The 12757-nt window shown below is 53.3% G+C and carries 7 protein-coding genes and 1 pseudogene; 3 read left to right on the plus strand and 5 right to left on the minus strand.

Annotated features, from left to right (window positions below; all coding sequences use genetic code 11):
* The first annotated feature begins 737 nt into the window (after positions 1 to 737).
* Positions 738 to 1340: a hypothetical protein gene (locus ACQ4W7_RS25365; RefSeq protein WP_436534194.1), complete on the plus strand. Its 603-nt coding sequence runs from the start codon at positions 738 to 740 to the stop codon at positions 1338 to 1340.
* Here the strand turns inward: ACQ4W7_RS25365 and ACQ4W7_RS25370 are convergent.
* From ACQ4W7_RS25370 to ACQ4W7_RS25380, 3 genes are all read right to left on the minus strand, one after another.
* On the minus strand, positions 1296 to 2258 hold the full coding sequence (locus ACQ4W7_RS25370) for a hypothetical protein (protein WP_436534196.1): 963 nt from the start codon (positions 2256 to 2258) through the stop codon (positions 1296 to 1298). The two genes, ACQ4W7_RS25365 and ACQ4W7_RS25370, sit on opposite strands and share 45 nt — an antisense overlap.
* 231 nt (positions 2259 to 2489) lie before the next feature.
* Positions 2490 to 3338 (minus strand): HNH endonuclease, encoded by an 849-nt coding sequence (locus ACQ4W7_RS25375; RefSeq protein ID WP_436534198.1) that lies wholly within the window; start codon positions 3336 to 3338, stop codon positions 2490 to 2492.
* A gap of 349 nt (positions 3339 to 3687) precedes the next feature.
* Entirely contained in the window at positions 3688 to 4815 is a 1128-nt protein-coding gene (locus ACQ4W7_RS25380) for a Fic family protein (RefSeq protein ID WP_436534200.1), read from the minus strand.
* 782 nt (positions 4816 to 5597) lie between these two features.
* Here ACQ4W7_RS25380 and ACQ4W7_RS25385 point away from each other — a divergent pair.
* Both ACQ4W7_RS25385 and ACQ4W7_RS25390 read left to right on the plus strand, forming a co-directional pair.
* Entirely contained in the window at positions 5598 to 11432 is a 5835-nt protein-coding gene (locus ACQ4W7_RS25385; protein ID WP_436534202.1) for an ATP-binding protein, read from the plus strand.
* 32 nt (positions 11433 to 11464) lie between these two features.
* Positions 11465 to 11551, plus strand: a pseudogene (locus ACQ4W7_RS25390) (hypothetical protein); the annotation flags it as partial.
* 245 nt (positions 11552 to 11796) lie between these two features.
* On the opposite strand, the gene ACQ4W7_RS25395 reads toward ACQ4W7_RS25390, so the two are convergent.
* Both ACQ4W7_RS25395 and ACQ4W7_RS25400 read right to left on the minus strand, forming a co-directional pair.
* Positions 11797 to 12126 carry a helix-turn-helix domain-containing protein gene (locus ACQ4W7_RS25395; RefSeq protein ID WP_436534204.1) on the minus strand — a complete coding sequence of 110 codons (330 nt, stop codon included), beginning with the start codon at positions 12124 to 12126 and terminating at the stop codon, positions 11797 to 11799.
* 442 nt (positions 12127 to 12568) lie between these two features.
* Positions 12569 to 12757: hypothetical protein (locus ACQ4W7_RS25400; protein WP_436534206.1), on the minus strand; the 189-nt coding region annotated here is incomplete at its 5' end.

Here is a 12757-nt window from a genome sequence, read left to right on the forward strand (position 1 = left end):
GCGTGTATTGCAAGTCTGCTTTAACCCGGGAGCAGGTTAGGCCCAGACGCCTTGACATATAGTAACACCGCAGCATGCGGGCATGTCAAGGATTGAATCCTCGGCTTTCTGGCTTATCGGGTTGACCTGAAAGGGGGGAAAGCGGCGCCCTCGGCTTACCCACCGAGGTAGGTGAAAGGATTGATTGCGACTCACACGACTGTTCTTGCGTTAAATCCAAACCTTTCTGCACGATACGGAAGACACCACCCTTGGCGTTGCCGCCGGCGGCGCTAACGTGGTGGTCTAAATGGACCCTGTGGCCCATACCCCGCTAAATAAACCCAGTTCTACCGGCCGAGTCCTTGGCGGGCGCGCTCCTTACGCTGCTGAAGTGGCGGGGGAAGGCGAGACACCGTCTCCCTTATTTTTTACACGGTCGCTTCTTCGAATGCGAGCTGCACTCTTTAAGTCACCAGCTTTAGCCCAGGAATGGCCTTCTCCGCCCAGCGCACCGGCTCCGCGATTCCACTTGCGACCAACATGGACCGTGGCGGCTTGCCTCTTTATCCGCGTACCACCCAATGTATCGGGCGATTTGGCCGATGGATGAGTCCCTCGCTTCGCCTGCTTTCAGCTCGATGATGGAACTGCTGTCGCAGGAGTACAAGGCCGAGCAACCGAACGGCTACATTACAGATGTGGAGATTTGAAGATGGTTGCTATACCCAGCTTATCTATCTCGGACAGCAACCTACATGAAGCACTTCTTGGAAGACATTTACGGCACTCAGCGAGAACTTAAGTCCATGCCGCTAAATCGGCAAGAAGCCATCACGACAATTTGTTCCGATGGTTTTCCACAAGAACCTGGCGTCATTTTCCGATTCGTCAGTACCGACGTCATTGTGGTCTCGGATGCCGAGTCGTGGGAGGTAGACATCGCATCATTTTGTATCAAATACTACGGTAGCGGTAGGTGGGGACTCATTGCCGCTAAACCATCAGTTGCGACTGACCTGATGCCAGATGTCCGCCCGACGCAAAAGGACGTCGCTCTGTGGCTCGAAGACCTTGTACTACATCAGCACAGTCCGAGGCACTCCTGTGTTTCTTTTTGGGACTCCGGACTCGGTTTTCATGTTCTCCAACTTGGCACCGAGAGTGGGGGTGCCGCGACCGTCAACGTTACATCCACAAAAAACTTGGCAGATGAATTTCACCTACCATCATTTTCTGTTAACGAATTCACCTGGTGGGGTGAAGCGTGTATCCCAACCATCGACTTGATTTTCGCGGCAATATCTAGCCTTGGCCTAGCGTTCCTTCCTGAAGAACAGGTGGTCCAGGTTCGCCAATGAAATCATATTGATTTCATTCATAAACTCCAATCCACCGTAGACGTACCATTGAAGTGCCGTGCCGGCCTCTGCCGCTGACTTCAATTCCTCCAACAGACGCACATGAGAGCGCGGTATCTCCCCTATCAAGTCACTAGAGGAGCTGTGATAGTGAACTTCCGACGTTCGTCTCGGCGCCGCTCTTTCGATTGCGGCGGCTTGAACCTCTGGCTCAGAGCGAATGATAAAGCCACCATCCGTCAGCGTCACTGTACCTTTCTTGGCATGGAAAATTCGAGTGCTTCCATCACGCCATGCATAATCAGCGCGGCCAAAAGCCGAGTTGTAGGTAAGGTCTTTTTGGTCAAAAAGCTGCAAGGGATAGCTTTCCGCAGTTTCCTTAATTAGCTGGTTTCGCACGCCTACAGCTAGCTTCTTTCGCTTAGCTTCTTCGTAACACCAAGAAATGAGTTTATTCTTCGATTCAACGATATTTTGTAGCAGACTTGTCGTAAAACAGGACGCACCATATTCTTTGCCTGCACGGAGTCTGCGTTTGCGAATCTCCTGTTCATCTGGTGGCACGATACCCTCACCAGGCAGCACACTAACAAGACGTGGCTTAGGTCTAGCGGTCAACTTCTCGGGAAAGTCGAATTCGCGCTTCGTGACCGTCTTAATAGGCTCCTTGGCCGCCGCCGGCGGCACTGCCACAATAGGTTCACCATCACACAATCCGATATGACGAACTCCTTTGGCAAGATAGAAGTGCGGCGCCTTACCTAATAAGGCATCCTTGTAAATATTTCTCGAGTGGTAACGAACCTCACAGAAGGCGCATCGAAATTTCTCGAATATTGTTCCGTTACTAATGTACTCATCATGGCACTGCGAAGCAGTCACCTCTTGGTTGAACTCGTTGAAAGCTATAAAAGGCATTCGTTTTCCCTAGGTATCACAAACATAGCCTACTGTGCATCAAATAGTGCCCATTGGCAATATTATTGATTAATTCCTTGATATGATTAAGAATTCCTTAATGGACGCAGATGTCGTTGTTGCCGACTACGAGCGCCTCAACCACGGGGCTGTCTACAGCAACAAATCATGGAACCCGCGCTCAACGTCAACATCGCTCCAAAATTCCGACTTTTTATGTCCCATGGCTGACTACTCGCGAACCCTATAATTACGATGCCACGTCAGGAAATTTTGTTGAGTCAAATTGGGCATAGTTATCAGTCGCGCCTCAATTGACAGGCCTAAGGCGGCAAGGTCTGCAGGTCGTAATCGGTGGGAAAACAAAGCAGTCCCTCGTGGGTCGAAGGTGAGGAATCCGGCGTCGAACAGAGCATCCACGTGCGGAGAAAGCAACAGGCAGTTGTCCAGGTTGAACCGTTCATCTCGAGAAGCCTCGGCCCATGCTTTAATATGAGAGCAACGCAGTAGTCGTGGCACCGCTAGGCCTGTCAGCTCGCAACGCCCCCCTCGTGCTAGCAGCAAGACTCTGCGCAGCATCGCCTGGCCTCTTCGCTGCTTGGTTATCCGCTCAACAACCGTATGCTCCGGAAGGGCCATGACTGCATGTTCGTAGGCTACAGGAAGCCCAACCATCAAGCGTTTCTCAAGCACGCGCTCGAAGAAATGCAGGGCCTGGGCCTCGTCGACGAAACCGAGAGTAGGCCAATGCCCAACAGGAAACGGGAAATGGCTATGCACCTTACCACGCCGGCCACTGGAAATAATTTCCTGTTCCACCCACAAAGCCACTTGTTCTCCCATCCAGATACCTAAAGGCTGACTGGGCGACACGGCGAGTTCAAGGCAATGTTCAGCCTTATTGTTTCGGTAATAAAGGGTGCATAACTGCTGCTTGTTCTGATTGAGTATTGACCAGCCTGTCGTCAACTTCTCCGGTATCAGTCGGTGTCCCTCAAAGGACTGTTCAAGCACCGGCAATAAGGGTTGCCAGCGTCGTTGACGGTCTTCCGTCCGTGCCATATAGTCTCCCTTGAACATGACAATCCGGCAGCATGGCTGTACCTCGTGCCCTACACGGTAGGAGCTTTAAAGCATGGTGCCAGTGACATGGACATTTCGTCAAACGAATTTGCGAACACAATACGCCGTCGAACCAGCGTTGAGGACCTGTCACGGCAAGGTAGGGGCGACCGAACCAAGCCAACCCGCCTGCATGGCGCGGAGGATGCCGTCCCTTGTTGGTCTCGCCACTACATTCAATAACCTCCGGTCGCAAACGTGGTGGTCTACATGAACCCTGCGGCCCATAGCTCGCCGGCCGGGCAGCCGCAGGGGAAGCTACAAGGATACTTGGCACTGCGCACTGTTGATTTTTTTGATTCGTTCTTCATGCCTCAGTACTTCCGTCGACGTTCAGCAGACGGAACTGTGCAGGGGATTCCTCGAGAGCGTTTGTGCCCCGCAATGCGGCGATTAGTACGTCTAGGTTCGAATAATCGAACTGGCTCGACCACTGGGCCATCTTCGCTAAGCTACGCACAAAACCCTCAGGGTTGTTCCCTCGAGTTAGGGCACGCGCACAGTCAACGTACTGAGGGTGATACAGCGTCGGGATAATGATGCGGCCGACGCCGGCCCTCGTGAGTTCAGCGTTCATCACAAGCCTGGACAGCCGACCATTTCCATCGTCAAACGGATGGACTTCGGAGATGAGGAAGGCGTAATAGATGGCGCGCGCAAGGCCCTCCGGAACCGACCGAGCGAGCTTTGACCCTTCGGCAAGTGTTCCGCGCACGAAGGCGGGGTCGACAAACTGCGTTGTACCTGCGTAGTTGACCTCCAACTTGGGCTTGCCAGGGTTAGCCTCCGGGCGCATCTTCAGCATCTCTGCGTGCCACCCCTCAAGACCCTCAATGAATTCCGCCCCCGCTACTGGTGGGCTGTCCCGATATGGTGACGTAATTGCAAGCCGAAACACACCAAGGATGTCATGAGAGTCTTTCGGCCTGTTCGATACCACCCTGTTAAGCATGACAATGTCGCGTGCCTGTTCGATGTCGAACTTCGTTCCTTCAACGTAGTTTGAAAAGTAGGACTCGATGAACGCAAAGTTTTGCCTTGACACGCCGGTAACGGAGCTCTCGATTCTAGGCAATGGCTCACGCCGAAGATTCGCGGCTAGAGTCTCGAACCGAGCCATGCGTTCTTGGTCTATAGGCATGCCCTGCGCAACCGCCTGCCCAGCCATAGTTCGCAACTCGCCTTTTGAGTGAGTACCCAACAAAGCTCCAATGATGCTGCGCAACTCGTCCAAGGCCTTCTCTGCCCCGAGAGTGGGCGCTAAGGCTGTGGCCAGGTCACGGATTTCGTTGAGCGCTTTTTCACCCGATGCATTTAGCACTGCGACGAGAAGATTTTCTACTTCGTCGCGTGGCGCTCGTAGGTCCCCCTTACGACCAATGTTTTCCAATAGCATTCGCGCGCGGCCGGCATAGTGAAGTCCGGAGATTCCCATAGGTAAATCCCCTGGCAGCGGTCCGGGCCCTCGAACAACACGAAGCCGGAGTCCCGGAAGCGACACGTTCTTATTGAACGCCGTTGGATGCGAAAGGGTTACATCACCCGACTCCAGTATGCCCCCCTTCATAGCACTGATATGAGAGACAACACCGCCAGGAACTACAACCCCTGCTACCCCCTGCCAGTTCCGCCGAACCAAAACAGCGAGTTCCTCAGCGGCTATGGGGGGCGCATAAACTCCTTTGCAAACTCGCAGAAGTATTCCGGCCGCAGCCTGTCGCTGGAGCTTGCGAGCTTCAGTTTTGGGCATTGAGGCGGCGAAGTACAGCTCGTCAGAGATGGGGCGTGGGAGCCGGGCTGTGCGCATGTAGTTTTCCACTTAGAAGTTGAAAGGGCGTGTCGCTAAAACACTAAAAAAATGTCAGTTTTGTCGTCTAGCCACTTAGTTTTAGCCTTTTCCTAGTATCACCAGCGTATCTCAGACGTAGCAGGAATCACTAAAAAAACTAGAAAATCGACCTAAATTGTCGCCCAATCACTAAGTAAATGCAATTCATGTCGTCTAGCCGCTAAAAACAGTGAAATTAAATAGTGTTTTAACAATATTTTCCTCGACCTTAGGCGAACAAATATGCACTGGGGTGCATCGGCCCTCCATCAATGCTACATTGCCTCATTGCTCGCGGCCAACTTCTTCTTTTTTTGACGGCGATGCACGTAGTTGGCGCCGACAGCCAACGGTTACTTTATTTTGCCAACCTATAGCCTAGGGACCCCGTGAGCACAAAAATCAAGACCTCAGCAATTATTGCTGCGGGATACGTCTATCAAACTATGCAAGGCGTGAACCTACTTTGCGACTGGCTTGATGCCCCTACGCGATACGCGCGAATTCGCTTCGAGTGTGATGAAGACGCGATTGCGCCCCAAGGGTTAGATGACTTGGTCGCAGAACGACCTGACGGTCGAATAGACCTTTGGCAAGTCAAGTTCACGCCATCCCCAGCTAAACATGCGCTTGACTGGAAATGGTTGTTGGAAAAAAAGGGCAAAGCAGGTGGGACAGCGCGAACAAACCTACGCAAGTGGTTTGATGCGCTCGACGCAATCGAGCCAGCAAAAGTTGGGGATATCCGTTTACTCACAAACCGGGTGCCCGACCTTGCAATGGAAACCTGTTTGGCCGGTGGTGCGTTTATTGACTACACGCTTGCACCTGCAGATATTCAAAAGAAGGTGGAACAGGACCTCGGTGGCGCTGCCAATGCAGTGCGTCTTTTCCAGGCGCTGGAGGTTATGCACAGCGACAAAGGCTTCTCCAGTATCGAGACACACTTGACTCAGCGACTGCGAAGGCACTCGACAGTTGAGGGTATCGAAACGCTCAAGAACAGGGCGGTTCATTGGTCCATCGAGAAAAACCAACCGGCGCCAGACGGCTGGATTACATTCAAGGTACTTCAAGCCACGTTACGTGTCATAGCCCCGGAACCACTTCCCGAAGACTTTGTCATTCCGCTGGGTTATCGCGTACCTGACACGGGCTTTCACACCAGGTTTATGGCTGCGCTCAAGGCGGCGCCGAAGCAGCCCGTGGTTCTGACTGGCCCGCCTGGCCGAGGCAAGAGCACATACCTAAGTAAGGTATGCGAGCTGCTGCAGAAAGGAGACATCCCTTTCGTTCGCCATCACTACTACCTGTCGGCAAACGACCGCACTCGCGACCGATACACGAGCTTCGCGGTGCAAGAATCACTCCTTGCACAGGTCAAAGAGTTCCACAATGACGTTGTGGTACACGACAGAGCACTTGCGCCCGCCTTAATGGCGTGTGCAGCACACTACCGCGGGCAAGGAATGCCGTTCGTGGTGATACTTGATGGACTCGACCATGTTTGGCGCAGCCAAGGCTATGACAAACGCTCTCTTGACGAGGTATTTAATCAACTATTACCGGCTTGCGACAACCTAGTTCTGGTCGTCGGAACGCAACCCGTTGAGGATGCTCAACTTCCAAATCGCTTACTTATTGAGGCACCTCGCGGCACCTGGCTGGAGCTTCCGGCCATGTCGGCTGACGCAGTGCTTCAGTACTTGCGCAAAGAGGTGCAACAGGGGCGCCTTCAACTTCGAACTGGCAAGCCGATGGCCGAAACCGAACTACAGGCAGCTGCTGCAAAGCTGCGTGAACGTACTTCGGGCCATCCACTTCATGTCATCTATGCGACAGAAGAGCTCGTAAGGTCGGGTCAAACGTTGTCCGTGTGGAGCGTTGAGAAGCTCTCGGGCGACATGAGTCGTGATGCCAAAACCTACTACAGCTCGCTATGGCACCTGCTAACCGCGAGCCAAAAGGATGTCCTGCGACTCGTTTGCGCATTTCCATTCTTCTGGCCAAAGCACGCCTTTACGGAAATTGCCGTTCTTTCGAGCTCCCCTCGGCCCGAGGTAACTGCTGTGGAGCATTTGCTGCATGCATCTTCGGCAGGCCTACGCCCATTCCACGAAAGTCTTATCGTTTATGTCAGGCAAACCGACACTTTCGAGCAACGAGTCGATGAATTGGCGGCCTTTGTAGAGGCATGGCTGGATACTACCGCTCCGACGGCACTGCGAGTCAACTGGCTCTGGTCAGTAAAAGCGAAAAGGGGCCATCCAGATGAGCTAATTGCAGGTCTTCAGCGTGATTGGGTTCTGGAGCGCTTGCAGGAAGGCTATCCAACGGACCTTTTCGAGAATCTTCTCGACGAAGCGGAGGAGCTGGCCGTACAACGGACCCAGTATGCTGACGCATATCGTCTTCGGCATCTCAAGTACCGGCTGCTCAATAGCCTGTCTTATCAACTAATGGGAGAGGATGCCGCTCGACTTAAGGCCTGCACTTGGACCTTGGCCCCCGATGGGAATGTGATTGACGAGGCATTTGCTTCGCGACATGAAACGACAGTGGTCGACGTAGCAGCGCTTGGGTTGGCCCTCGCTGCGCGAGGCAACGGGTCTGCCGCCAAAGAGTGCGCTCAAGATGCATTACGTCGGCACAGAGGAGAAAGCCGGTTTGCAACGCAAAATCAAGGCTCTGAGGCACAGGGCAAAATGCTCTACTTGGCGAGAGCGTTTGCTGAACTCAATGTGCTTGACTCGACTACGGAAAAAGAGGCGCAATGGATTGCCGGGCAATGGCCTCCGATGGCACACAAGCGCCTAGAAGCGCTCGTAGACAGCAACCAATTGCGTAGATTGGTTGAAATTTCCGTGGCCCTACCCGAAGGTGAGTCAAAGCTGATGGTCTGCGATGCTGCTTTCCGTGCTGCAGCACTCGCTGAGGTCGACCTCGCCGCTTGGACTGAGTTTCCTGCAATGTCTCGCGGGATTCTTGTCGGATGTCTCAACGCACTGGCGAGGGGCGATGTCAATTTTTCGGTTAGGCCGTTGGACTACAAGTGGCAGGAAGGTGGATATGAAGAGAGCCGCGAAGCGCTGTCCAACTTGGCACATGATTGGTTCTTCGGTTCGGCTCACCTAGAGCTGACTGCAGGAAAAAACGTGTCCACGCTAAGAGTACCTAAGTTCAAGAACCGCGAAAACGTTTCGAGCTACCTCGACCAACTCGGCAGCATTGGCCGCGAATTTGCAGAGCGCTGGGCAGCCGGCCACGCTATCAAATTTTCCCAACTGTACCAAGCCTTCAGCTCAATCAAATTTTCGGGCTTTGACCACAACTATAACCTTGGCCAAGGCGCCTCTGATTTCAGACGCGCGCTTCATGGCATTGCTGTCGACATTCAGCTCATGAGTACCCGGTTCGGACAGGCTCCTCTCGTTGAGGTAGCTGACTTGCAGCTCGCGATGAAGCAAGTCTGGTTCGATACAGCGGAATTCAGAAAACAGTATGTGTCAGGCTGTGCCAAAGTGCTGTCAGATGGGGCCGCAGAGGCGTTCATTCGCCATCAACTTTCCGGGTTTGATGCAGACAACCAGGAAGAAACCGGCATCCGTATGATGGCAATGCTAGAGTTGTGCGAGATGGCGATACGGCATGATATCGCGCCCCTAGCAGTGGACTTGTGCCGCAGGACCTGGGAGCTTGCCCTTGGATATGCACAGCGTAAGGACCCAGCTTTATCGGAGGTCATGGATGCGCTCGAATATCTCATGCCTGTCGAACCTCATGAAGCCCGACGATTGCTGGTGGAGGTGGCCCCACAGGTACATAACGTCTTAGCCTATACAGACGGGAAAGGCACTAGGCACGTCTTGGCCCAGGCCGATGACCTGCTAGCGAATTTGGATAGAGGAGCACTTGTCGAAAAATGTCGGAAGCACACTGAATGCAGCGACTGGTCCGAAGCCGAGAACTGTCTGAGAGCATTTCTCAGAACCGCGAAAACTCAGTGTGAGTTCACAAGTGCTGTCCTTCGAACGGGCATCCATCTCGAGGCAATCGAGTCACTACAAGTGGCAGCCGATAGCGGTGATGCCATTGCTGCCAAGATGTTGGCGGAGGTCGAACAACATCGAGGAGGGGACGTCGGGCGCATCGACGAGCAGTCCTCCAAAGGCTCTGATACCGACTGGAAACCCTTTCTTGGTGACGTTAAAACCTACCCAATTACCGACCTGCCCCGGCTCACGAATGACCTAAAAGAGCACTTTGGCGTGCGAGCAGACGTGTTGTGCGAGTGGTACGTCTATTGGGAAGCGCAAGGGCAAGGTTCTCAACTAATTGGGGCCTTGGAACCTATCTTGCTATCAGACTCATGTCGCGACAATGACTTGAGCGACCTCCTCGACTTAGCATTTGCTACCAAACTTCGATTAGAGGGGCCGGCTAAGGCATTTCCATACATAGTTCAAGCGCAACTATTCAGGGGAGGCTGGCTTCGCTATTATATGGAGCCGTCGGAGAAAACTCAGGATAGATTGAGGCAGGTCGTGAAGACGTATAGGCGTCGCTGCGATGAATTCTTTCTTAAGTCCACGTACGGCTGGCTTGATAGGCCCAAGCGAACCCGCGTCATCCCCAGTGACATGATGGTCTACTTCCTTGGATTACAAGGAAGAACGACCGAAGCAGTTCAGTTTGCAGAAGCTATGGTTCGATGCGTTCAAGAGGACACACGCACGCTTTGCCTTAGCGTGCCGTCTTGGGCGGAGAAACTCCCAGACCTAAACGTCGAACTTGAGATGCTGATGCTACGCCTCCGTTGGCCAATTGCCGCGACCCGTTGGTGGGCGATGCAAGAGCTGGCCTCGCTGCTTCTTTCGCCTAGTTCGCACGCGGAGGTATGCCAGCGCTTATTGAGCGAGCTTCGCCTCTGTCGTTTGGAAGCAGAGACAGTTGAACTGCTCAGCATTTTTTGGATGGCCTTCAATCGAGGCTGGGTTGTCGTTCCCGACCTCGGGGCCGCAGTAAGGCATCCTTCTTTGTTGACTGAGCGATTGTTGGATGACATGGGTCAAACGCCCTCATCTAACATCACGCAATCCTTGAAAGTTGCCCCTCGTGACTTTGAAGTACCAATAGGTTTCGAGCGAGTCCAAGGAACCAGCGTTCCTCGAATCTACTTGACACTCATGAATGAATTAGAGCAGCAGTCGAACCTACCGTTTACGAGGCAATTCGCGTTCGAATGGTCTCTGACTGAAGCCGCTTATCCTGATGCGCCGCTCCAGGGTGACCTGGTCTACTTCGTTCGCCCGGCGGGGGACAAAGCGACAGGAGGCTTCGCATGTAGGACCCTTCTTCGGATGTTGACAGCGTTTCAGCGTACCCTGGAGGTTGCAAGGAAATTGTGGAGGATGCCGAACGAGATAGCATTCCACTACGCATGCTACGCGCTTCCCCTTGAACCCACCTTGGCTTTTTTGCGGCCAGCCCGTCCGCTGTGGATGCCGCAACTTAGCCTCAATGTCGTCAAAGACAACACATCGGTCGCTGCATTCATTAACGAAGCACAAAGTACTTTGACAGTAAATAATCCAGGAGCGGTCCTATTGGCAATGGTGACACCGGTTGTTGTGAGCGCCTACGAGATTATTGAGCTGTCTGTTGTTCGCTGGAGAATGTGGGGGAATCGTCCTATCGACGCCGACTCGTTAGCAGCTAGGTTTGATAGCCGCCAGAAGCATAACGTCTACGGAACATTCGATGCGCATGCGTGGGGCACACGTAGCCACGTATCCAGCCTAGAACTCGACGATGTACTTGACGAGGAGACGCAGTCCGCCCCAATGGCCACCATCCATGCCGTTAACCGGGTTGGTTATCTTCAGAAAGACCTATATCCAAAACGGCTGTATCTACCGGTCATTACCGGTCACGATGGTGAGGTTGCCGTGGACCCGTCTGCCGGAGAACTGACGGTGTCAATAGAGGGGAAACTCGTAGCCACCAGTGTCTACTGGAACGCAGGGTGGTCACCAGGTCATCCGACATCAATCAGTGGGCTTTGCGGGACGGCTCTTGTTGGAGAAGTTGAGGAAGCGTTGAAAGAAGGCGACGCATCCCCGGATGGACAATTCTATCTCTGGACCCTGACTAGGTTGAGGCGGCAGAGTGGCTACGGCGCCTTTGACGAAGACCCGCCCATTTACGGCATTCTCATGCAGTAAAGGGTACCCACAACAACCAGGCGGGCAGCGTCAACTGGCGAGTTCGTCGCGCCATCGAGGGCACCTTCTCTTCGGCCAGCAACAAGTATCTGAAGGACTATGTGGCGGAGCAGGCTTAGCGGGAGGAGATGCGCCAGCTAGCGACCGTGAGGGAAGGTCGAGCACGAGTTCAGGATTGTGATGAGCGTTGGCCGGTCATTGTGATGGCGGTGCGGCTAGCCCAGATGACATTCGGAAGTTCGAAGCGGGATGACCGAAACGCCTCGGCTAAGCTCCTACCGGAGCCAGCACAAAAACTCGAATCCGCTGTTGTAGGTGCCACCGCAATGGTGGCATAGCGGTAGATGGCATTTCTGTGAGGGTGCTAGTGCTGCAGTAAATCGAGGATATCAATCTTCAATACCTCGGCTATTTTTTCGATATTGTCGAGAGAAACAGTGTCGAGAGCACTCTCTATGCGAGAAAGAAAGACTCGGGACAGACCTGAATGCTCCGCCAAAACATCCTGGCTCATACCTCTTTTTGCACGCCAATCCTTTAGATTACGAGCGAGTCGTTCTCGGGCTGTTTGGACTGTGTAAGGGCGGCTCATGACAGTCGCAGCATGAGTGATATGCTTTGCCCGGTCTATAAAGTATACGATACAATATTTCATAATGCGGCAAATCAAGCTTGGCACGTGCTTCTGCGTCATTTCTAGACTCTGTTTTTACTGCCATCAATAGGGGTAAAGAAGTTTGGCGCAGTTTTGTTCCTTCTCATTTACTAGCAGAACGCATCCACGTGAAGTTTTGACCAACGCAATTTTTAACTACGAAATGACTTCAGCCCAATTCCTTTCTTCCTACTGCATTTTTTCAGCTGCAGTAGCCGCATTCCGCGGAGGCCCGCCACCAGGCCGAACCGATGCCGATAGCAAGGCCGTGGCGAAAGCGTTCAGGGAAGCCACCAAGGGCTTGGCACAGTCAGATTTGGTGCGCGTTACCGAGTACTTGAATTGGATATCCGCTCAGCCAGATTGCGTTGAAAGTGCTCGAACCCAGGCATACGCCACGGAATTCCGTCTCGACCGGGCCATGGCGAGAACTGGACGTGAGTTAATCTGAGGTGTACTGTCAATAGCGGACACTCTTGTTTCAAGCCGCCTGTGGTTGTTTGCTGAATTTTTCAGCAAACAACGCGGGCGGAACATTGCCGAGGCGCGAGTGGTGAGGTGTACTGTCAATAGCGGACACTCTTGTTTCAAGCCGCCTGTGGTTGTTTGCTGAATTTTTCAGCAAACAACGCGGGCGGAACATTGCCGAGGCGCGAGTGGCGCCGCTGGC

This window comes from Janthinobacterium algoris, assembly GCF_051380935.1.
Taxonomy (GTDB): domain Bacteria; phylum Pseudomonadota; class Gammaproteobacteria; order Burkholderiales; family Burkholderiaceae_D; genus Janthinobacterium.